Origin of the sequence: Leptospira broomii serovar Hurstbridge str. 5399 (genome assembly GCF_000243715.2) — a bacterium.
Taxonomy (GTDB): domain Bacteria; phylum Spirochaetota; class Leptospiria; order Leptospirales; family Leptospiraceae; genus Leptospira_B; species Leptospira_B broomii.
Window position 1 is genome coordinate 1,280,753 of the sequence record NZ_AHMO02000008.1, and the last position, 21,141, is coordinate 1,301,893.

General features: G+C 42.7%; 20 protein-coding genes. 7 read left to right on the plus strand and 13 right to left on the minus strand.

The annotated features are described in order from the left end of the window. Window positions 1–75 precede the first annotated feature (75 nt). Genes aat through LEP1GSC050_RS11605 form a run of 3 tightly spaced genes read right to left on the minus strand, consistent with a single transcriptional unit; the run spans window position 76 to window position 3,143 of the window. Window positions 76–735, minus strand: coding sequence for a leucyl/phenylalanyl-tRNA--protein transferase (gene aat, locus LEP1GSC050_RS11595; protein ID WP_040911639.1), 660 nt, complete (start codon window positions 733–735; stop codon window positions 76–78). Between the two features lie 39 nt (window positions 736–774). Next, the gene (gene thpR, locus LEP1GSC050_RS11600) at window positions 775–1,311 is read right to left on the minus strand and encodes an RNA 2',3'-cyclic phosphodiesterase (protein ID WP_010571377.1); all 537 of its coding nucleotides are present in this window, start codon (window positions 1,309–1,311) and stop codon (window positions 775–777) included. Then, window positions 1,308–3,143: a bifunctional chorismate-binding protein/class IV aminotransferase gene (locus LEP1GSC050_RS11605; protein WP_010571378.1), complete on the minus strand. Its 1,836-nt coding sequence runs from the start codon at window positions 3,141–3,143 to the stop codon at window positions 1,308–1,310. Before LEP1GSC050_RS11605 ends, thpR begins: the two co-directional genes overlap by 4 nt. 53 nt (window positions 3,144–3,196) lie before the next feature. Between LEP1GSC050_RS11605 and LEP1GSC050_RS11610 the strand changes: the two genes are divergently transcribed. Continuing rightward, on the plus strand, window positions 3,197–5,341 hold the full coding sequence (locus LEP1GSC050_RS11610; protein WP_010571379.1) for an MASE1 domain-containing protein: 2,145 nt from the start codon (window positions 3,197–3,199) through the stop codon (window positions 5,339–5,341). Window positions 5,342–5,390: 49 nt separating this feature from the next. Continuing rightward, window positions 5,391–6,017, plus strand: coding sequence for a TetR/AcrR family transcriptional regulator (locus tag LEP1GSC050_RS11615; protein ID WP_010571380.1), 627 nt, complete (start codon window positions 5,391–5,393; stop codon window positions 6,015–6,017). 53 nt (window positions 6,018–6,070) lie between these two features. On the opposite strand, the gene LEP1GSC050_RS11620 is transcribed toward LEP1GSC050_RS11615, so the two are convergent. Beyond that, complete coding sequence (locus LEP1GSC050_RS11620; RefSeq protein ID WP_010571381.1) at window positions 6,071–7,018, minus strand: alpha/beta fold hydrolase; 948 nt, start codon at window positions 7,016–7,018, stop codon at window positions 6,071–6,073. A 187-nt stretch (window positions 7,019–7,205) separates the two neighbouring features. Here LEP1GSC050_RS11620 and LEP1GSC050_RS11625 point away from each other — a divergent pair, with 187 nt between their 5' ends. Continuing rightward, a complete protein-coding gene (locus tag LEP1GSC050_RS11625) occupies window positions 7,206–8,102 on the plus strand; it encodes a hypothetical protein (protein ID WP_010571382.1) in 897 nt (298 codons plus the stop codon). A 56-nt stretch (window positions 8,103–8,158) separates the two neighbouring features. Here LEP1GSC050_RS11625 and LEP1GSC050_RS11630 read toward each other — a convergent pair whose 3' ends face one another. Next, window positions 8,159–9,661, minus strand: a complete 1,503-nt coding sequence (locus LEP1GSC050_RS11630) for a PLP-dependent transferase (RefSeq protein WP_010571383.1) — start codon at window positions 9,659–9,661, stop codon at window positions 8,159–8,161. Window positions 9,662–9,721: 60 nt separating this feature from the next. Beyond that, window positions 9,722–10,786, minus strand: a complete 1,065-nt coding sequence (gene prfA / locus LEP1GSC050_RS11635; RefSeq protein ID WP_010571384.1) for a peptide chain release factor 1 — start codon at window positions 10,784–10,786, stop codon at window positions 9,722–9,724. A gap of 40 nt (window positions 10,787–10,826) precedes the next feature. Here prfA and LEP1GSC050_RS11640 point away from each other — a divergent pair, with 40 nt between their 5' ends. Then, window positions 10,827–11,450 carry a hypothetical protein gene (locus LEP1GSC050_RS11640; protein WP_010571385.1) on the plus strand — a complete coding sequence of 208 codons (624 nt, stop codon included), beginning with the start codon at window positions 10,827–10,829 and terminating at the stop codon, window positions 11,448–11,450. Window positions 11,451–11,455: 5 nt separating this feature from the next. Beyond that, on the plus strand, window positions 11,456–12,577 hold the full coding sequence (locus LEP1GSC050_RS11645) for a hypothetical protein (protein WP_010571386.1): 1,122 nt from the start codon (window positions 11,456–11,458) through the stop codon (window positions 12,575–12,577). A gap of 6 nt (window positions 12,578–12,583) precedes the next feature. Here LEP1GSC050_RS11645 and LEP1GSC050_RS11650 read toward each other — a convergent pair whose 3' ends face one another. From LEP1GSC050_RS11650 to LEP1GSC050_RS11675, 6 genes are all read right to left on the minus strand, one after another. After that, window positions 12,584–13,630, minus strand: a complete 1,047-nt coding sequence (locus LEP1GSC050_RS11650) for a hypothetical protein (protein ID WP_010571387.1) — start codon at window positions 13,628–13,630, stop codon at window positions 12,584–12,586. After that, window positions 13,627–14,094 carry an NUDIX domain-containing protein gene (locus tag LEP1GSC050_RS11655; RefSeq protein ID WP_020987559.1) on the minus strand — a complete coding sequence of 156 codons (468 nt, stop codon included), beginning with the start codon at window positions 14,092–14,094 and terminating at the stop codon, window positions 13,627–13,629. Before LEP1GSC050_RS11655 ends, LEP1GSC050_RS11650 begins: the two co-directional genes overlap by 4 nt. A 34-nt stretch (window positions 14,095–14,128) precedes the next feature. Continuing rightward, complete coding sequence (locus LEP1GSC050_RS11660) at window positions 14,129–15,664, minus strand: MDR/zinc-dependent alcohol dehydrogenase-like family protein (RefSeq protein WP_010571389.1); 1,536 nt, start codon at window positions 15,662–15,664, stop codon at window positions 14,129–14,131. After that, on the minus strand, window positions 15,665–16,330 hold the full coding sequence (locus tag LEP1GSC050_RS11665) for a rhomboid family intramembrane serine protease (protein ID WP_040911313.1): 666 nt from the start codon (window positions 16,328–16,330) through the stop codon (window positions 15,665–15,667). Next, window positions 16,324–17,001 carry a TetR/AcrR family transcriptional regulator gene (locus LEP1GSC050_RS11670; RefSeq protein WP_040911640.1) on the minus strand — a complete coding sequence of 226 codons (678 nt, stop codon included), beginning with the start codon at window positions 16,999–17,001 and terminating at the stop codon, window positions 16,324–16,326. Before LEP1GSC050_RS11670 ends, LEP1GSC050_RS11665 begins: the two co-directional genes overlap by 7 nt. An 82-nt stretch (window positions 17,002–17,083) precedes the next feature. Further along, on the minus strand, window positions 17,084–17,980 hold the full coding sequence (locus tag LEP1GSC050_RS11675) for a fructosamine kinase family protein (protein ID WP_010571392.1): 897 nt from the start codon (window positions 17,978–17,980) through the stop codon (window positions 17,084–17,086). Between the two features lie 115 nt (window positions 17,981–18,095). Between LEP1GSC050_RS11675 and LEP1GSC050_RS11680 the strand changes: the two genes are divergently transcribed. Next, complete coding sequence (locus tag LEP1GSC050_RS11680) at window positions 18,096–19,031, plus strand: glycosyl hydrolase family 18 protein (RefSeq protein ID WP_010571393.1); 936 nt, start codon at window positions 18,096–18,098, stop codon at window positions 19,029–19,031. A 24-nt stretch (window positions 19,032–19,055) separates the two neighbouring features. Here the strand turns inward: LEP1GSC050_RS11680 and LEP1GSC050_RS11685 are convergent, their stop codons facing one another. Further along, complete coding sequence (locus tag LEP1GSC050_RS11685; protein WP_232225705.1) at window positions 19,056–19,673, minus strand: hypothetical protein; 618 nt, start codon at window positions 19,671–19,673, stop codon at window positions 19,056–19,058. 250 nt (window positions 19,674–19,923) lie between these two features. Between LEP1GSC050_RS11685 and LEP1GSC050_RS11690 the strand changes: the two genes are divergently transcribed. Further along, entirely contained in the window at window positions 19,924–21,093 is a 1,170-nt protein-coding gene (locus LEP1GSC050_RS11690) for a FecR family protein (RefSeq protein ID WP_010571395.1), read from the plus strand. Window positions 21,094–21,141: the final 48 nt, after the last annotated feature.

Here is a 21,141-nt window from a genome sequence, read left to right on the forward strand (position 1 = left end):
ACCTATGCTTAGGTTGGTTTTAATGCCTTACTTTTATTATGATAGAAGGCAAATCAAATCGAATTTAGCAAAAAATTAATTTTCCAGGCGAGAGGGTCGCCATTTTGAAGGAGTCTCGACGGCGTCCGTTAGACGATCCAAAAATTTGGATTTAGGTATTTCGTACGCCCCAAGATTTAACGTAACCGGATTCATTTGCTGAGTATCGAATAGAGTAAAACCGTCTTTTTTTAATAGCTGAAATAAATGATAGAGTCCAATCTTTCCGAAATCGGGTTCGAAAGAGAACATCGATTCTCCCGCAAAGAATTTTCCGATCGCCACCCCATAAATGCCGCCGCCTAATCTTCCATCCTCGCTCCATACTTCCAAACTATGCGCGTAACCTTCCCGATGAAATCTCGCAAATCCGTTCAGAAACGTATCGGTAATCCAAGTTTGCTCCTCTGGGCGATAGGAACAGCAACGCATAACTTGATCGAAGGCTCGATTGATCGTGATCGTATATTTTTTTTGTCGAATTTTTCGATGAACGCGGCGACTTAAGTGAAGGACGTTAAGATCGAAAATAGCTCGGGGATCTAGAGAGAACCAAAGAAGGGGTTTATCTGCCCATGGAAATATCCCGTGCGTGTAGGCATATAAAAGGCGATCGATAGTTAAATCACCTCCGATTCCTACTACCTCATCTTTCGTGACTCTAGGATTGGCAAAAAAATCCGAGTAATCGCGAATTTTAGGAATATAGGAATCTTCTCTAGGAAATTCCATGACTTAGGATTCTCCCAACGGAAAGGAATCCTCTATTCGATAGATGGGTCCTTCGCTGCCGCTTCGACTCGAATAAACGTGAAACTCGCTCACTTCGAAAGCAGGAATATTTATACTTTCAAATTCGTTCAAATAAATCATGGCTTTGTCTTGAGCAACGTCCCTTAATCTTCCGATCGTTACGTGCGGTATATATTCCCTCTTTTCAACGGAAAATCCGGAGCGCCTGCATCCCGATTCCAATGATTTTTGTAACCCTTGCAGTTCTAAGGATCGATCAACTCCCACGTATAATATCGACGGCGATTTTTGTCTAAACCAACCTAACCCTTGGAGACTTATTGAGAAAGGTTTTACGATGATACTCGCACAAATTTCATGCACTTGTTCGACCTTATCGGAAGAAATCTCACCTAAAAAAACGAGAGTAATGTGAAAATTTTCCGGAGAAACCCAACGGGCTCCCTCCAACCCGTAACAGATTCCGGCCAGGACATCTCGCGTCGGATCAGGAACGGAAATACCCAAAAAAATTCTCATTCCCGATCTATCCTCGTCACTCTCCGTATTCCTCTAACGGCATTCGTTAAGATAACTTGATCCGCGCGATCAAAATCTTCCAACAAAAGATCCGCTTCGGTGACTTTCAGTTTACTTAATAATTTCTTTCTATAAACGCCAGGGAGAATACCGGATTTCAACGACGGTGTGAACCATTTTCCTTGGATTTTTAAAAAAATGGAATGTATTGCCCCTTCTAAGAGAATCCTTTTATCGCTCATAAAAATGACGTCCAGATATCCTGCCTCGACCGCCTTATGATTCGCCTCTTGGAAAATTTCTCGAACGGTCGTTTTATGTTTACTCAACGGTTCGCTCTCCAAGGTTTTACCCGAAATTAAGATCGGTCCTTCTTTTTTATTTTCTCCAACCGGCTCTATTTCCGTTGAAAGTCCGCCCTTCGCATCTAAGATCATACGAATACGAAAGTTTTTTTTATTCTCCATTTCGCTTTTCTTTCTAATTTCCGCGATCGATTCGTTCCAAATCTCTTCTGAAAACGGAAACCCCAATTCTCGTGCGGATACACTCATCCTTTCTTTATGATCTTGTAAAAAATAAATAGTTCCCCTCTTTGCAATCATCGAAGTAAAAAGAGAAAAATTTCCTCCGATAGAATTTAAGGATTCCGTCATAAACCTTGCTTTGGCCCAGCATTCGTTCCATTCTTCTTGCGGATCGGAATCGATCGTTATTCCGGCTCCTATACCTAACCTTCCGTTTCGTATTCCCGAAGTTCGTTCCACAAACTCCAAAGTACGGATCGGAATAGAAACCGTTTCACCGTTTGGTGAAAGAAGCGCAATAGCGCCGGTATAAATACCCCTCTCTCCTTCCAAAGCGGAGATGATTTCAGTCGCCTTTAATTTAGGAGCCCCCGTAATGGAACCGCCGGGAAAAAGAGCCTCGAAAATTTCCGATAAGCCTATTTCCTTTCGTAGAATCGATTGCACTTCGCTTACCATCTGAAAAACGGTAAAATATTCTTTGATCGAAAAGAGTCTAGGAACGTTCACCGAACCGAATTCGGAAATTCTTCCCAAGTCGTTTCGAAGCAAGTCTGTGATCATTAAATTTTCGGCTCTATCTTTGGGAGAATCAGCCAGTTCTTTTCTTAAACGAAGGTCCTCTTCTTTTGTCTCCCCTCTTGGTCTCGTACCTTTCATCGGAAACGTCCGAATTTCCCGGTTTTTACGGCTCCAGAAAAGCTCGGGAGAGAAAGATAAGATATCGTGCCCGATATTATTTAAATCAGATTTTCCGACACTAAACCAAGCTTCGTAGGGAACGAGCTGCGCTTTCCGCAGATCGAAGAAAAGCTTCCCTAAAGAACCCGATTGAGTAAGGTTCAAGGGAAACGTGTAATTAATTTGATATACGTCACCCTTTTGAAGGAATTGTTTTATCTCCAGAACGGAATTTTCAAATTCGTCAAAATCCAAAGAAGATTTGAAGTTTAGAAAGTAACCTTCCTTATTAAAAGAAGTCATCCATTCGACCAAATCATCCTCTTCTAAGGTCTGATATTCGTCGAAGATTCCAAACCATATTAAAGGAGAGTCGAAATGCCGGTCTTCCACACATTGATCGTCATGCAAAAAGACGGATGAGGCTTCGTACGAGAGCCAACCGACCGCCTGTAACCCGCTTAAGACCTTTAAATCAATTTCTCGGAGGATTTTACGTACTTGACTTCGTCGATTAGTAGTAAGGACTTCTCTCGGAAAAATTATAATAGGTTTTTCTTCCGGAGAAAAGCCTTTCCCAAGAAATACAAAAGGTTGGAAATGATTACGCTCGCGCCAATTCATAGTGAGACGGTTAAATACCTTTTTTTAGAAAGAAGTCCGGTAAATAAAGCGAAATGATTTCTCTTCAACCTTTCACATCCCACAAAGAAAGTAAGATATTTTCGTCGGTAGCAAGAATCTTATTTACCGCCTTTATATACTTCCTTCTCGCTCACATAGGTTTTTATACGGCAGCATATTCGGGATATGCATCCCCCGTTTGGCCTGCTTCCGGTTGGGCACTTGCTGCGTTGATATTGTTCGGACGAAAGGCGGCATTCGGCGTAATGCTTGGATCTTTTTTCTATAATATCTCAATCAAATCCGGTATTATTTTGTCCACGCCTTTTGCGCCGGAGTTCTGGGGAGCCATAATTATCGGATTCGGGAGCGGCACTCAAGCTTTCCTCGGCTCAATTCTTTATCATAAATTTATACCCAATATCGATCTTACGCAAAAGACGTCCTTCGTAATTCGCTTTCTATGGTTTGAAACCCTAGTCTGCACTGTTAGTGCGTCAGTTGCAAACACCGGACTCTATCTATTGGGAATCGTTCCCGCAACGGCAATTCCTTCGACTTGGATCTTTTGGTGGCTTGGAGATTCGTTAGGCGTTTTCTTATACTTTCCATTCTTCCTTGCATGGCTGAAACCGGAACGATCCTATCTTAAAAAAAGTACATTGAAGGAAACTTTCCCGGTTATACTTCTATTACTTTTATTCGCCGCCGTAATTTTTAACGTCTTTCGTATTCACACGTTGGAAGTTGATTTTCCCATTTCGTACTTGCTCATCGCTATGGTCGTTTGGTCCTCGCTTCAGTTCGGAATTCGTGAGTCCTCGTTATCGCTTACCTTAATTTCAGGCCTGGCGATTTTCGGCGCTTTTCACGGATCTTCCCAATTCTTAGCTTCGTCCCGGGAAACGTCCTTACTTCTATTGCAAAGCTTTTTATCTGCTCTTTCTATTACGTCTTTATTAGTCTTATCGGTGGTTCGAGAAAGAAGAGAAGCCGAACGACAACTAATTCTTTCTCACGGAGAACTGGAGAAATTAATCAACGATCGAACGCAGGAATTGAGAAAATCCAACGTCTCGCTGGGGAAAACCGAGGCGAGATATAAAGGCCTTTTCGAAAACGTACCTATCGCAATTTTCGAATGCGATTACAGCCAAGTGAAGGCGCTTTTAGATTCTCTTCCAGTCATGGGGAAATTAGAATTTTATCGATTTCTTTCCAGGAATTTATCTTTTGTGAGGGAATGTTCTCGATCCGTAAGAGTTATCGACGCAAATCGTGAATCGGTAAAAATGTTTCGTGCCAAATCCAAGCAGGAGGCGTTTTCCGCATCGAGAAGCATTTATAACGTAGAAGAGTCCAAGGAATTTATTAAACTTTTATACTGCATTCGACAAGGATCCAGAATTTTCGAGTACGATACGTTCTTGATTTCCTGCGACGGAACGAAATTCGAAGCGACTTTGCGTTGGTCTCTTCCCCCGGAATTTGAAAAAACTTTTTCGTCCGTAATCGTAACGGCCGAAGAAATCACCGGAAAGAAGGAAGCCGAACGACAATTAAAGGCTTCATTGCGCGAGAAAGACGTAATGCTAAAGGAAATTCACCATAGGGTAAAGAATAATCTGCAAGCGATTTCAAGTTTATTCAGCCTACAGGCCGAATACGTCAACGACCCGAAAATTCATGAGGCTTTTGCAGAAAGCCAGCATAGAATTCAAACAATGGCGTTGATTCATGACGAGTTATACCAATCTAAAGATTTAGGAGATATAGAATTTTCAGGATATGCGGAACGCTTATCGGGAAAAATTCGCGCAGCCTATAAGGTCGAGCCCGAAGTATCCTTAAAAATGGAGATGGAACGCTTAAACTTGGAGGTAAGCATCGCGATCCCGCTCGGGCTAGTGTTAAACGAACTCCTCACAAATTGTTTTAAATATGCCTTTCCCTCGGGGCTCCGGCCCGAGTCGGGAGAAAGAATGGTTACAGTAAGAATCCGAAAAGAAAAGGAAACCGGAATTCTGGAAGTTTCGGATAATGGACTAGGCTTACCTAGCGACTTAGATCCGTTCGAAAGTCCATCTTTCGGATTAACATTAGTACAAGTTTTAACGCGCCAACTAAAGGGGAAATTAGACTTTTCAAGTTCTGCGGGTAAAGGAACGAGTTTCAGAATTCGGTTCGCAATTCCTTGAAGAGAAAAGTCCTTGCACACCTCTCGCTTTCGTACGAGTAAGGATTGCAATGAAAGCAAAGCCCCCTAGTTCGATTGCAAATCGTGCGGAAGCACGGAGGGAACAAATATTAGAAGCAGCCTTAGAGGTATTTTCCGAAAAGGGGTATCATGAAGCTGGAATTGCCGACATCGCCGGAAAATTAAATATCGGCCACGGGACTTGTTACAGATATTTCAAAAATAAACTCGATATTCTCCATGCAATCGTGGATAGAATTTTATTCGGAATGATCGAAGTGGTTCGAAACGAAAGCCCGGAAAAATCCAACACCCTCGAGGAATATCGACAGCAAATTCTCAATATAGGTGAGAAATTTTTTCTGCTTTTCGGTAACGATCCTCGACTAGGAAAAATCGTTTTTTTCGATGCGATGGGTTTAGATGAAGCGGTTCAAAGAAAGGTCCGACTCGGAATCGATAAGAGCGCAAAACTGACAGAACTTTATTTGAAGAACGGAGTCCGTAAAGAATTTCTCCGAAAAGACTTGGATACTCGAATCGCATCCCAAGCGATTAATGCGATGATGTTTGAAGGTATTCGGATCAGCGTCTCATCCGGCAAGGATCCCAAATTCGCAAGACGTTGGATGGAAGAGATGCCTAAGCTTATGCTGGAAGGGATGAAAAAAAATTAAGTACCGAACGAGGGTCTTTTCGTCCGGTACTTCTTCATAGTTCTGGCGGTTTCTTATTTAGAGGCGATAAAATCCTCGAAATCCTTTACAGTCCTATCCGGAATTTCTTCCATAGGAATATGCCCCGCACCTTCATATACTTCGAATCTTGCTCCGGGTAAATCCTGTTTCCAATTTCCGAAATATTCGAAAGTAAGCCATTCGTCTTTCGTTCCCCACATCACCATGGTAGGTTGTTTGATTCGATTAATTCCTACCGACAACTTCGGATTCGTAAATTTTTCTCGAGCAAGTACGAAGAAGTAATTATATGCCTTGCGATTACCTTCCCTCATCGACAAGTCCGAATATCTATCTTTGATTTCCCGAGTGACCTTACTCTTATCTCCGTATACCTGCTCCACACTCGATTCTATCAGAAATTTAGGTAGAATATGCTTTGCAAAAGGACTTACTAAAGGATGACTTCCGAACGCAATCATAGGAGGTAATGGTTGCGCGTATCCGGCTGCATCGATTAAGACTAATTTCTGAACTTTTTCCGGAAATTGAAGGGCATAATTCCAGGATATATAACCGCCCATAGAATTACCGACCAAATAAAACTTATCTATCTCTAACGCTTTCAAAAACTTGTTTAGAGTTTGAACGGCTTCCGCAAGATCCAGTTTATTGATATCCGAATTGGGCCCGGTCAATCCGTGTCCGGGTAAATCAAGTCTTATGACGCGATATTTGTGCTTTAGTTTCTCATTCCATGCGTCCCAAGTGTGGAGAGACGAACAAACTCCATGCAACAAAACGATAACAGGGCCGTTTCCCACATCCTTATAATGGATGTTAAGATCGTCGATTTGGACAAACTTCGATTCGGAATTCGCGTACTTAGATTTCAATTCATCTAAGGGAATGGAGCCCACACCCAAAAATCGACACGAACCAAGTAGCAAAAGAAAAGTAAGGAGAAGTTTCTTTATTTCAAATATTTTCTTTCGATTCACAGGATTACCTCATTAACTAAGCTAACCCATCCAATGGCTACATGTAAGTCTTTTGAGAATAGTCGGTAAAGTCGATTTTACTTTAATTTCTCCTTTTTCAAATCCTACCCTCTAAATTTTCGATTTCCTCATTGACAAAACTGAATGACATGTCATTCTTATTTAATTCCTTTTGGAGGCAATTGAAATGGTTCAAGTAGACGTTTTTTGGTCGTACGGATTAGGAGCCGGTTATGCTATAGCTGCCGCTAGGCAAATCAGAAAATTACAGAAAGGAGAGAGTAACCCGGGAACACTGGCATCCGTTTCCCAAAAGCAAAAGCCGGTTTCTTTCTGGAATAACACTTATTTCATAGCGAACCTTCTTTATTTATCGCTGCTATTCGCACCTTCGGGGTTATACCTTGTTTGGCAGTTTACTAGTTGGGAAACAATGCATGCAGGCGATAAAGGAATGCCTGGCTGGCTTGTAGCTCTATTCGGTTTAACGAATATTTCACAGGGAATTTTAGGTTTTTGGGTAGTCTGGGCTCTCCTTAAAGCAGGAAAAACCTTCTGGGCATATCTTCAAATTCCTCTCGGTTACTTCGGAATGTTTTTCCTGCTCGTTCACGGGTGGGACGGATCAGGTTATATGAGATTTTTCTCTCCGACCAAGGATGCTTTCCAGAATAATTGGACTTTGTTAACCGCTCAACATTGGCTTTTATCGGATGTTGCCATGACTCTATATGTAATGGGAATTATCCTAATCCCGACTTTAATCGTCTCCTTACTAAAGATCGAACGGGAAGGATGGGAAACCTCCGTTTCTTCGGAGCTTCCAATAATCGTATCGCCTTCGGCGACGGGATCAACCGCGGCGTTCTTTGCAACGGTGTTCGTGGGTTCGCTCGGTTTTGCGATTATTTCTAGTTTACTTATCCACCAACTAGGTTGGTTGATCGGCGGACTTTCGTCCGCCATCGCGATCTACATAGTAGGAATCGGAAAGTTCGGGATATTTCCCTTTTTGTATAGAAAGGTTCTTCAACTTCCATCGGAAGAGAAATCGACTCAAACTTTTATTCGTTCGACCGTCTAAACCGCTATTTTCGCGATTCTTTGAATCGGGAATGATTCAAAAATTTCGGCCCTAGTTTAATCACCTAGGGCTTTTTTGTATTCAGCGATGAGAAGATCCGGGTTTTCTCGCCCAACCGAAATTCTCACAAGACTCGGATCTAGTCCGACTTCTTTCAAGAATCCTCGACCGGATTCAGTGGAAACGAGTTCATAATGTGCCAAATACATATAAAGCATATTTAATGTAAATTCCGTACCAAAGCTCGGTCCTTTTAAAAGTTCCAAAGAATTATAAAACTCCTCTAGAGGAATCCCCGGTTCTATAGTGATCACGCCACAGTGCAGATTTTTGTCCCGGGCAATTTTAGAGAAATTTCCGTGATTTTCTTCAGAACCGCTCCAATGTACGGCTTTGATTTTGGGATGCTTTTGGAAAAATTCCGCAAGAATTGCCGCATTCTTACCGATCTCAGTAACTCTTTCCTGATAGTCTTCCACCTCGAAAGCCATACGTTGCATATCGCGAACATAAGGTTGTTCGATAAAATTCGGACATCGATCCTTCAATTGCCGAAAGTAAGGCGAAACAGGATTTAAAAAGATCGCCCCCATCATTACGTCCGCGTGCCCGCACGCGAACTTAGTCAAACTTTCTACAATCACGTCCGCAAAAGGCGTTAGATCGACGACCGCCGATCCAGCTACGGAAATATCAGCGACTAAAGGGATTCCGTATTGCGCGAGTAATTCCTTAAGCTTAGGATAATCAGGAACTTGGATTAGCGGATTAGTTGGGGACTCCGTTAGAATCGCTGCGACGCGATTTCCTTCTTTCTTTAGGAATTCTTCCAACTCGGTAAGATCTCCAACTTCGTGAAAGATATGAGAACCCCGCGAATACTTTTCCAATATTCGAATATTATCCACATATAGCCAACCGAGCCTAAGCCAAAGATCTTTCCCTTCCGTTGCTCGAATCTCATCCAGAACCTTGAAGGTCGTATAGATTCCGTTCATACCGGAATTAGTGAGAAAGACTTCCAAACCTTTTCCCGGATATAAGTTTTTGAGATCCCGGATAATTCGTTTCTCGGCATCCTGCGTGCGCGCTTCTTCAGGAAAGATGGAATCGATGAGTCCTTTTTTGAACAGATAGTCCTCCGCTTTTCGAGAGGAAACAAGACATCCTGTGTGTTGGATAAAAGAAAGCACCTCGCCCTCTTTTTCCTTCCCGACAGGAATCTTTAACGTAACGATTCCTTCATCTTCGAAAATAAGAGCGTTCTCTATCTTAAAAAGATTGATAATATGGTCGGCGGCTTTTCGAGAATTTAGGATGAATTGAGGGCCCTCGATTCCTTTTGTTTCCCGATTATAATCCAGAATCCTTTCGACATAAGCGTGGGCTATAAATCTAGGATAACCCGCCTTTAAACGTGAAAGAGTTTCGACTCGCTTTTCTTCATAGCCTACGACGTCGAGAACCTGGGGAAGGCTCATCGATACCGCGTGAATATTGGAAAACGGAATTCTTTCTCCGCAAATTCTTCGAAATGATTCTTCTACTTCCTTTAACATAATCCGTTTACCATCGCAAACCCCAACTAGGAAACTTCAACCCAATAAACCGAACTTTCCTCAATGAGCTTGAGATTCTGCCAGTCGCTTGGCTCTATCTTCTTCCGTTAAAGCACCGATTAAATCATCTAGGTCGCCTTCCATTATACCAGAAAGGTTATGACTAGTAAAGCCGATGCGGTGATCCGTACAGCGCCCCTGCGGAAAGTTGTATGTCCGAATTCTCTCCGATCGATCCCCCGTTCCGACCATCTGCTTTTTCAATGCATCTGCCGCAGCTTTCTTTTCTTCAGCCTGCTTTTCCAAGATTCGAGCGCTTAAAATTCGCATCGCTTTAGCTTTATTCTTATGTTGCGATTTCTCGTCCTGACAGGCGACAGCGATACCGGTCGGAATATGCGTGATTCGTACTGCAGAGTCCGTCGTATTTACGTGCTGCCCACCGGATCCGGAAGAACGATAGACGTCGATTCGTAGATCGTTTTCGTTGATATTAATTTCGGATTCTTCTGCTTCCGGCAAAACGGCGACGGTTACGGCGCTTGTATGAATTCGTCCTCCGGATTCGGTCGCAGGAATGCGTTGGACTCGATGAGTTCCCGCTTCGAATTTAAAAAGATCGTAAGCTCGTTCGTTCTCTAAGGCAAAAACGATTTCTTTTAACCCGCCGATTCCGGTCGGGGAAGAATCGATAATTTCATGTTTGATTCCCTGTTTATCGGCGTATTTGGTATACATGCGGTATAGATCGGCAACGAAAAGCCCTGCCTCGTCCCCTCCTGTTCCCGCACGTATTTCCACCAAAATGTTTTTGCCGGAATTCGGATCGGGAGGGAGTAGCATGACCTCCAGCTCCTTTTCAAGGGATTCGATTCGTTCGGAAGCCGACTGTTTCTCCTCTTCGTACATCGAACGCATTTCCCCATCTTTTTCCGTTTTGAGGAGTTCCTCGGCTTCTTTTCTATCTTGAATTAATTTTTGGTACTCTGAAATCTTTTCAAATAAAGGAGTAAGACGAGACCGTTCCTTATAAAGTCGCTTTAAATCTTCCGGATTGGACGCCGTGGTCAGTTCATCCGAGATTTTAAGGTATTTTTGTTGTATTTTTTCTAGTCTATCTAACATAGAAACAGGTTCCCATTGCCTTATTACCCCACTCTCTTCCATGGAAAACTATAATTCACTTCTTTCCGAGGTTTCCGATCGAATCCTCTCACTTCTTTCCGGGTTAAACTCATATAGAAGCCCATACGCCAAGACGATCGGCCAACCCTCCGATTTTATACAAAGCTTAACCCAAACGGCCTCGATCCAAACCGCTTTAGCAAGCGCTGCTCTTTCTTTACCGACCGGCGGAATCGGAGCCGTGACGGTTGCCCCTGAAATTTTTTTGGTCCTTCGAATCCAAGGTAAACTTGTAAAAGATATAGCCGCATTATACGGTAAAGAATCGCAAGTTAGTTCCGAGCTGATGGCGTACTGTCTCTTTAAAGATAAAACTTCCTTTTTCAGGAATTTCCTAAAAGAAGTCGGGGCGAGAATACTAGTTAGACCTGCTACGTGGGAATTACTCACCCAAGGAATTTTTCGAGCCGCAGCAGCGATGCGTAGCTCAAAATCCCTACAAGCCAGAAAGAGGAGTTTTTGGCTTCCTCTAATAGGTTCCGCCGTTTCCGGAGGTCTTTCTTACAGCGAAACGCAAAAAATCGCGGACCGAGCACAACGAGTATTTTCTAAAGAAATCATTTCGGTTCCTTCCGACGAACCTTGGACGGAGGAAACAGCCTGACCAGCATGAACAATTCCGATTTATTGCGGAGAATTTTTATCCCAGTTCTTTTTTTCCTTTTCATTCTCGCGAATTGCAAAAGTAAACAGGAAAGTCTAATCGAAGAAATTCAAGGACTTGTGGAAGAGGAAAAATACGAGAAAGCGACGGAGCTATTAAAGAACTATCTTCTGCATCCTAAATCGGATGATGAAATTCTATCGGAAGAAAAACCCGAATCCGTTCGTATCGTGGAACTTTCGCACGATCGAAAACGGTTGGTCTACGTGGAAGATAATAAACTGACCGTAAAAGATCTGTCCGAAGGAAAAACGGAAACGAAAAAGCTAGATGAGATTCCGGCGTCAATGGCGGTTTCACTTAATGCAAAATTTGCACTTTCGGAATATCCGATGGCGACGGGTTGCCGACTATTTGCAATTTCTCTAACGGACAATTCCCTACTTTACGAATCCGGCGCCCAGATTTCCTGTCGTAATCGAGGCGGAATCTCGGACGACGGGTCTAAAATTTTTTACTTCGTAGACAATCAGTTGTATGAAGAACGAACCGTGGAGCCTAGAACTCCAAAACTTGTTTTGAGCAAGGAGAAAATAGCTCCACCTTTTCCGAACCTAAAATCTAGATTCTTTTTATATCCGATCGGAAAGGATTTTCTGTTGTTTTCGGGAAATGCAGGATCCTATACGCTCTACTATTTTCAACCTGATAAACGAAGTGTGGATAAACTCGACCAAGAAGTGATAAGTCCGTTACTTTATTATGGTCCGAGTGATTCGGCGTTTTATTTAGGCGGCACGATCGGCCGGCTCCATTTGCGAAGACTTCAATACGGTAAAGGAAAGCCGAGCGTTACCAAGCTCTTCACGGTAAGTCGAAAAGAATCGAATCCTTGGAAACTAAACGCAAAGAACGAGTATTTATCCAACTACTCAGGTAAGGTACATCTGTGGGGTCCTTTAAGAAAAAGCCAGGTATTGCCCTTATTATGCGAAAGAACGTGGATCGTTCATCCCGAAAAAATTCTTTGTGAAACGGAAGTGGGCGGACTCTATCTAACAGGCCTGGAATTTACGGATGACGACTGGACGCTTTTGAAACTCTACGAAGAAGTTCGAAATAAATAAAATTCTTTATAGATAGATATTCAAAAGGATCGTTCCCTTTCCGCTTTCCTTAGGCTCGGGATTGCCGTATCTAGTTTTTATAAAACTCGTTCCCGGCAATTTTCGTCCCCACGCTGTACCGAAGAATGAGATCTCGCCGCTTGTTTCGAAATTCGATTTTGAAATCCATTCCCTAAATTTTCCTTCCTCGGTAGGAGATCCTAAGGCGATCCAGCGAGAAACGAAAGTTTTCTTTACGATATCTTCCATCTCGGGAGATCCGAATTCTTCTCCGTTCAGAAAGCCGATCTTGGCAAAATTGAACGGAATCGTCCACACCTCCGATTCGATCTTATTAGGTTGGGAATTTAGATAAGACGATAAAGAACCATCCTTAAATTTGGTTCTTTTTAAAGAACCGTTATAAAGCCTTCCATCCGGAGTAAAAAGATAAGCCCGCTCTTCCCAATTTCCGGGAGAAATCGAAATAAGATCTTCCATTATTTTGGGAGAAGGAAGTATGATCGAACCGGCAACGATATTAACGCCGTAAGTCTTCGAAAGGGTGGCGAAAATCCTCTGGTATCTTTCGACCGAAGTCTTAGCGAGAAAATTAGCGATCTCGTCCTCGAACAATAAACGGTTTCTCAATCCGCCATAGGAAATTCTTGTAAAGAAAACCGCTCGTTTCCAGGATCCGATTTCAGAATCCGCTTGAAACACTTCCGAGCGTTGCCCCATCAGAAATAAATAATTTCCTATTTCCGGAGGGTAGACGACGACCGTGGATTTATCCAACAAGTCCTTTTCTTTTGCGATAATAAGAGGTTTTTCCAGCCAGGTTCGTAGGCGATCTTCCTTCGAATAATATTCCGGTTTAAATTCCAGTCGGAGTAAGAGAATGTTGCCCGATTTCCGATTAAATCCCGAAGAATAAAACTGTATCCCACTCTGAGGTAAGCCGGAGATAAATTCTCCTTCTCCTATAGTCTTTCCCGACAGGAGCCAACCTATTCCGAGAAAAATCGGAATTAAGAAAAGAGAAGCGATTGCATTCCTCCAAAATGGATTCATAGGATCCTTCCCCCTAATTCTAATTTTCCGTTCGGTAAAAGAGGAGCATATTCCTTTTGATACAATAAAATCGCATCCAACATATATTCAAAAAACAACCCTCTAGGATCATACGTTTCTACATTTACCCAAGAAATATAATCATGTTCGTCGGAGAGAACGATTTCCCCTCCCAAAAATTCGGCATGGTAGGCGATGATGATACATGGGTGATTACCGTCGCTTACTCGATGCTTGTGCACGAAGATCGGTCTCGGATGAACTTTAATTTCACATCGGTTTCCCATTTCTTCGGTTAGCTCGCGAGAAAGACTCTCCTGCCAATCTCCATAGAACTCGTCCTCATTCATTCTTCCGCCCGGCAAATCACCATAACCTGATTTCCGGTCTCTTAGAATCAGAAGTTCCGGTCCCCTTCTTAAAAAAACCTTTTGCGTAATTTGGAAAAAACCGTGCTTGTTCAAAAATTTCCCCTCCAAGGGGACCGCATATAATCGGTCAATATGGGTCGTGTCTGACAATCACTTTTATATTGGTCGGTTTTCTCGCCTCTTCGTAGGCCTTAGGAAGGTCCGAAGCGGAAAACTCTTCTCCAAGCAGATAAGCGGAAACATTTTTCAAAAAACCTTTCTCTGGTCCTAGAAAAGAAAGAGTCCTGCGAAAATCCCCGCACCGGCTAGATCGCAAAACTCCCCCACGAACAACCCAATTAATGAACGGATTGGATTCGGATAATCCGGAATTGACAGGAATAAGAATAAAACCTCTAGGTCGGAGCAAAGAAGGAGCTTCCTTCGCACCTGGCCTAATCGCTAAATCTACCGATGAAGCTGATTTCAAAATTGTAAAATCAAATCGACGAAGATCCCCGGTAAATTCTTGGGACTCTAAAAAAGATTCTCCTTCCTGAATAGAACCCGAATAGAATCGGATTCCTTCTTTTCGAGCAGTATCGATCCAGTCCTGTTCTTCGTTAGAGAGTCGAATTCCATCTTCTAAAAAGACCCAAGTCTCAAGTGCGGAATTCACTCCCCAAGAAAGATTCTGAAACCCTTTTTGTAGCGGTAAAATTGAGAGTTCGTCGACTACGAGTTCAGTTAAATTTGAAATTCCGAGAGAACCTAGTCCGTTCGTTGTCTTGCGATGAATTTCCTTGCAAGTTAAATCCATACATAGTTCCAGCCCGTCGATTGCTCCCGTCGTATCGAATACGATGTCGAAAGTATCCAGCAGATCATTCCAGGAGACTTCTTCCGCGTTTGCAGGGGTCTCCTTGTAATAACGTTCCCCTTTATTAAGCGAACCTCTCGACGAAGTATTTAGTCCGGGAAAGACCAGTACCTCATCAGCACCGACTCCAAACGAGGTGTCTTTCAGTTCCCTTCTGCGAAGAATGGCGACGATTTTAAAATCCAGATTGTTCCGTCTTCTATATACCTCGAGTCCCGCCAATAGTAACGATCCCAGTCGTCTTGGACCGAGCACAGCGATTCGATTCGGCTTATCGGATGAATTTTCCAACGAAACTTCCACGCCATGCAACGAGGCTGCAAACGGCTCCAGCAGGATCGCCTCCCTATCTTCTAAAGTTCCTATTTCCACTAAGGTCCCGACGGGAGCTAACAGAAATTTCCCGAATCCCCCGGGAAGCCGATCTATACCTAATACTTGGCGAGTGGGGCTGTGGGTCTGAAGCCCTCGTTTGCAAAACGGATCTCCCTCCTCTCCTCTCGCCGCTACAGTATCATTAATTTCTAATACGAATTTCTTTCCTGTAATCGGGTCGGAGGCTAATACCTCATGACCTATAATTTGCGGTAGAGCGAATGGAAGAAATCTTCGGTCTAAATCCGTAGAACATATTCCGCAAAGTTTCGTCTTAAGAAGTTTATATCCTTTCCCGAGAGAAAGATAAAGGTCTTTATTGCGGAAGATCTTCCACCCGTCTTTCTCGCTCCCTTCTAAGCGATATTCGGATAACGAAAAAGTGTCGTCTCGATTGTAGTCAAATGCTGAAAATTGAACGGTTTCCAACTATCTTCCTCCCACGAGAAATCCAAGTATCAGAAGCAAAATCACGAACACTAGATTTAATATGAATCCCGTATGCAATTGCTGCCTTTCTTTATTATTCAGAAAATATGCCGCGAATACCACTGATAAGAATCCGCCTAGATGAGCCCAGTGAGCTACTTGATCCCTAGCAAACAAATTCGTTATATCCGAATATACCATCAGCCACGCAAGAGCAAAAATCGGAAACGGATAGCTTCGTTTTCGAATACGCATCGAAAATGGGGATAAAAGTGCTGCGACAGCGGCTAATCCCGAAACCGCTCCCGAAGCCCCGATTGCGGGACTAGAATCGCTCAGAAACAACCCTCTTACTAACGAATCCAAAAATCCGGAAACAAAAGCCCCCATGAAGAAAAACAAAAGCCATTTTGCTTTTCCGACTTTATATTCAACGATCCTTCCCAAGAAAAAAAGAAAGAGCATATTCCAAAACAAATGAGTGAAATCCGCGTGAAAAAACGCCATTCCGATCCACTTCCAAGGATAGAATTCTCCCGGACGACTAATGAAAAAAGCTTCAAGCATTTCGTTCGGAACGAAAGCGTTCAGTATGACTTGAGAAATCGTAATGAGCAAAACAAAGAACGCAGTCAGCGGAAATTCGAAGAGAAAGGCTCTCACGATGTTCTTCCCTCGATATAATGAGTCAAATATGCTTTCAACATGACCTTTAATTCTCTAAGAATGCTATCCGCAAGAACAGGATCTTCCTTTTCCCGCAGCCAACGTGATAAAACGGAATCGGTCACTTCCACTATGATTCGGGAAATGATTTCCGCCTCCGGATTTTCCTTCATTCCGGGAACGATCCGAGAAAATAAATTCGAAACATTGGATGCAATATAGCGATTATTTTCCCGATCGATCTCGACCAACTCGGGATCCATCTTGATGTTCGACCATAAAGGTACGAAGCCGGGCTCGGTTAAATAGAGATTAGCGAACGCGTCGATTACATTGTCTATCAGTTCCGGCCAACCGGTCCCATCCACTTCAACCGAAAGAAAACCCATGAACATGGCATTGACTCGCTCAAGATGTCGCTTACCGACAGCGTTTAAAATCGCATGTTTATTCGGAAAATATTGGTATAAGGAACCGATGGGAATTTCGGCCTTTTGTGCAATCAGATTCGTCGTGATGGCTTCCGCTCCGACCTCGTCCAAGAGAGAGGCCACGACATCCAATATATTTTGCACACGTTGGATGGCTCGTTTTTGAGAGGGAGCCTTTCTTGGTTCCAACTCGGACGGTTTTGCTTTAGAGGAAGGCTCCCCTGTTTTCCCAGGTTTTATTGATTTGGTCAAACGGATCTTCTCCGAAAATCTATTGCTTCCTCCCAAAGACTATGACGGGAAGAATCCTTCAAGAAAAGTATTAAATCGTACCGTAGTACCGTAGAATATGTCGTAGACTTGTCAGGTAAGATGCGCCGAAAAGATTAACATGAACTAAGATAGGATAAATTTGCCAAAATTGAATTCTATCTTTAAGATGCATAGGATCATCCAATCCGCAAGTGGAAAGAATATCCTGCATATCATCCAAGTTGATAGGACTACCGAACAACTGCAACATCGCCAAATCTTGTTCCGGATGAGAATATGCGACGGACGGATCGATCAAGTACGCGTACCCGTTTTTTCCCTGTAATACGTTGCCGGACCATAAGTCTCCATGAATCATTCTAGGTTGAATTCGATTTAATCCCCATTCTTCCGTAAATTTATCAAAAACCTTTCGGATGGAGATTATATCTTTCTCTGTGAGAAGTTTTCTAGTTTGCGCTAATTCTATTTGGGGTTTTAGGCGATCTTGCCAGAAAAATTCTTCGAAACTTGAAAACCAACCGTTCCGCTGCGGAAGGGATCCTATAAAATTATCTCGTTTCCAACCCCAGGACCCGAATTCACCGCGGTACAAATTCTTAAGACTAGCAATTAAATCGTCTCGAAACCCGGTCGAAGAGCCGGTTTCGATAAATTCCATGGCAAGAAGGGAAACTTTCCCCAAATTCACCGTTCCAAAGCATTCCGGGACGCGAACACCTAAGCGACAAAGTTGTTCAAGACCTTCAGCTTCGGATTCCGCCATTTCTTTCTTTGGTATAACTTTTACGGCTACTCTGGAACCGTCTTGTAACTTGACCGAATACAGCTCAAAGAGGCTAGAAGAGTAAAATGAAACTTCCGCCTTTTTAGCCGGGGATAGAAGTCCGAGTCTTTCTAACCCGTCTCGGATTAATTCCTCGGTTCCTGTGTTTATGAGAGCCATCGTTCGCATCCTTCCCAATCCCGTCGTTCCGGTCCTTCCTATAAAATCGGAGAACGGACAATCCGGATTGAAGAAAAATCCTAAATAGGTTTCCCTAATATTACGGGACGAAGAAATGATTCGCTTTTCGCTCTTTTATATTTCAATCTTTATCGTCTTAAGCTTTTTTCTATGTCCCCTATCTGCCGAACGACATTCGCCGACCTGGATTTATGTGTTAGGGGAAGATTTAGAAAGCAAAGATTTGTCGTATTGGCAGGAGCATTTGCGCGCCAATGTAACTATTTGTTTTACAGGTACCATAATTCAAAGCGATGCAAAGTTACGATATAGGAATCCCCCCGACAAACTGTTAACTTTAGGACTTTCCAAAGGGGTTCGCTGGATCCCATTAATTGCGTTCAAATCTAAAACAGGCGCTTCGATACTGACCGTCCCAGCAAAGAAACTTGCGATGCAGGAGGCACTACTTGGATTTCTCTCCGAACATCCCGCATACGCCGGAATCCATTTAGATGTGGAAGGATTACCTTCTTCCTTATCCGGCGAGTTTAAGAATTTGCTAATGGACCTCCGACCTAGCTTACGAAAGAAAGGAAAGATCCTGACTCTCGCCCTTTTCCCGCAGATTCATTTTCCGGCGGAACTTGCGGAGTTTCATAAAGATGTTTTTCACGCGAACCTGGCCGACGAAGTGGTTCTCATGGCCTACGACTTTCATTCCCCTAGAACGAAGCCGGGCCCCGTCACTCGATTATCCTGGGCTAAAGAAAATATTGACCTACTCGGAAAAACGTATAAACCGAATCAAATTTGGCTCGGACTTCCTCTCTACGGATATTCTTGGATGAAAGGAAGATCAAAACCGAAAGTAATCAGCCGAAAATTGGATTCGGTTAGAATGGCAAAGTTAGGGAGGAAAGAAGACGGCATTTATATAGTTGAGAACGAATTCGAAATATCGAGTTTGATTTTAGACGAGACGGATTGGATTAAACTAAGTCGCGAAATCGGAATATCTGGAATCGCTTACTGGCGACTCGGATTTTAGCCTTAAATCGAATTACAATTACTCTCACCGAAAGTCATAGACGATTCTTACATTATAACTTTTTCCTTTTTCATTATTGATATTACTAGTTCCTTTATACTCCATAATCCGTTTACTTTCGATATCGTAAATCAAGTCTATCGGCTTGATGAAGACCGATAGAATCGAATTTTCGATCCTCATCCTTAAGAAAAGCGCCGATCTCCCCTTAAACGATCCGGTTTTCGTTTTCTCCACGTAGAATCGGAATGTATCTAACTCGACTGGGACAAAAATTCTAAAGTTTATTCTCTTTCCTGCCAAGAGTTCGCTCCAATGATCCTCCACAAAATAATCGAAGCCGCCGTCCAGGGCGGATAAATCCCCACCATCCACAACTTTCTCCTTAATAGGATCTCCCGTTTTGCGCCTTGCAAATAATCGAACTCTCGTTCCTGATTCGAATTCGCCGCCTTCCAAATAGCCGTCTCGAAAGTCCTCTAAATTGAAATCAGGTAAGGATCGGTTTTTTAGGAAGGAAATTCGCTTAGTGGCAAATATATTACCTTCGGGATTAATATATTGAACAATGGAACGAGCATGTTTACCGTTCTCCCAGAATTCCTCGTGCATATCCTTATATAATAATTTACCTGTTTCCAATTCGTAAGCAGTCCCCGAAAAGCGTACGATTCGCTGAGGGACTGAATCGGATCTTGTTTCCAATATAGGGCAAAGAAGCAAGACGCAAAGAAGGAATAACTTATAAACCGTGCTAAAACAGTACATTTCATCTTTAGACGGCGGAAATCGATTTCGGCAATTTTTTATTATTCGGTTCTGTTTTCCAAGAAAAACTAAGAAGAACGCTCGGGCTGATTGTTATTTAATACATAAAAAGGGTCCTTACTAAATGAAACTTTGGAATTTCCGCATTCATTTCTTCTCGATTATTTTGTTTTCGTTCATCATTCTATCATCTTGTTCTAAAATAAAGAGCTGGATCGGAGGGAAACACCTAAAGTCGGGCGCCGTAGTAGTATTCCATAATGGTCCTGTCCACGCCTATCGAGATACTAAACAATTGCCGTTGCAGACAGGCTCGGTTCTTCAACCCCAAGATGAAATCATAACAAATTCGGGATCGATCGATATTCAAACCGGAGAGGGCCATATCATTCGCGTAAGACCGTTCAGTAAACTAAGGCTGGACTCATTTCAAATTAAAGAGTCGCCGGGTATCAACTTAGTTCTTCGTGCCGGAGGGGTTTTGATCCGGGCAGGAAAATTAAGAAACAATGAAAACTTTAGAATTTCGGCGCCTACCGCCATCGCCGCAGTCCGTGGAACAGCATTTTCATTTGAAATCATAGAGGAGGAACTCCCGAAAATCAAAGTTTATGAAGGTCTAGTTGCAATGACTCTTAAACTTCCGATGAGCAAAGAGATTACTCCAGAAATGATCGCTCGAAAACCTTTGCTTCAAAAATTCCAACAGTTCTTATCCGAAAACGAAGTCGTGATTTCTGAAAACGAAGAAGCTACCGTAAAGCCGAAATTCGAAGATTTAGTCCATCTAGTATTAACGCGCATCGAATTGAACAAGGGCAATAACGGGATTCTTGAACTCGATGAACAAGAGTATGTGAAGTCTTATTCGAAAAATTCTATCGAAATTAGCCCGCAAGAAAAAGCAGAATTGGATACTTTGGTATCTGTCGACCAGGAAATCATCGATCAAACTCTTAATTCCGATACTAAAAAAGATTCGATGTCATTAAAGGATTCGATTCGCAAAGACCATGAACAAAAACTAAATTCGGCCTTTTCCAAAATCGAATCCGAAGCGGCTTCAAAAAATCTAGAATCAGAAATGGAAATTCATAATTTCTACAACGTTCTCGAGACGGTCCATAAAACGGATAAAACCCAATTGAACGGGGCAATTCTTACTCAAATCGGAGATACTCTAATCCTCCATTCACCGCAAGGGGTTTTTCGCTTGGATAGAAAAGATATAGATTTCGTGGAATATAAAAATTTTCAAATTAGCACTAAGAAGAAAGTTCAAAATCCCAAATAGCAAATCGATCCGGATCGGCTTATAGCGTATTTCAAGCTGATTTTTTCC

What these genes read in the sequence shown, in the direction of transcription:
- thpR (WP_010571377.1), bottom strand. Translation starts at nt 1,311, where the DNA reads ATGAGAATTTTTTTGGGTATTTCCGTTCCTGATCCGACGCGAGATGTC.
- LEP1GSC050_RS11605 (WP_010571378.1), bottom strand. Translation starts at nt 3,143, where the DNA reads ATGAATTGGCGCGAGCGTAATCATTTCCAACCTTTTGTATTTCTTGGG.
- LEP1GSC050_RS11610 (WP_010571379.1), top strand. Translation starts at nt 3,197, where the DNA reads ATGATTTCTCTTCAACCTTTCACATCCCACAAAGAAAGTAAGATATTT.
- LEP1GSC050_RS11615 (WP_010571380.1), top strand. Translation starts at nt 5,391, where the DNA reads ATGAAAGCAAAGCCCCCTAGTTCGATTGCAAATCGTGCGGAAGCACGG.
- LEP1GSC050_RS11625 (WP_010571382.1), top strand. Translation starts at nt 7,206, where the DNA reads ATGGTTCAAGTAGACGTTTTTTGGTCGTACGGATTAGGAGCCGGTTAT.
- LEP1GSC050_RS11630 (WP_010571383.1), bottom strand. Translation starts at nt 9,661, where the DNA reads ATGTTAAAGGAAGTAGAAGAATCATTTCGAAGAATTTGCGGAGAAAGA.
- prfA (WP_010571384.1), bottom strand. Translation starts at nt 10,786, where the DNA reads ATGTTAGATAGACTAGAAAAAATACAACAAAAATACCTTAAAATCTCG.
- LEP1GSC050_RS11640 (WP_010571385.1), top strand. Translation starts at nt 10,827, where the DNA reads ATGGAAAACTATAATTCACTTCTTTCCGAGGTTTCCGATCGAATCCTC.
- LEP1GSC050_RS11645 (WP_010571386.1), top strand. Translation starts at nt 11,456, where the DNA reads ATGAACAATTCCGATTTATTGCGGAGAATTTTTATCCCAGTTCTTTTT.
- LEP1GSC050_RS11650 (WP_010571387.1), bottom strand. Translation starts at nt 13,630, where the DNA reads ATGAATCCATTTTGGAGGAATGCAATCGCTTCTCTTTTCTTAATTCCG.
- LEP1GSC050_RS11675 (WP_010571392.1), bottom strand. Translation starts at nt 17,980, where the DNA reads ATGGCTCTCATAAACACAGGAACCGAGGAATTAATCCGAGACGGGTTA.
- LEP1GSC050_RS11680 (WP_010571393.1), top strand. Translation starts at nt 18,096, where the DNA reads ATGATTCGCTTTTCGCTCTTTTATATTTCAATCTTTATCGTCTTAAGC.
- LEP1GSC050_RS11690 (WP_010571395.1), top strand. Translation starts at nt 19,924, where the DNA reads ATGAAACTTTGGAATTTCCGCATTCATTTCTTCTCGATTATTTTGTTT.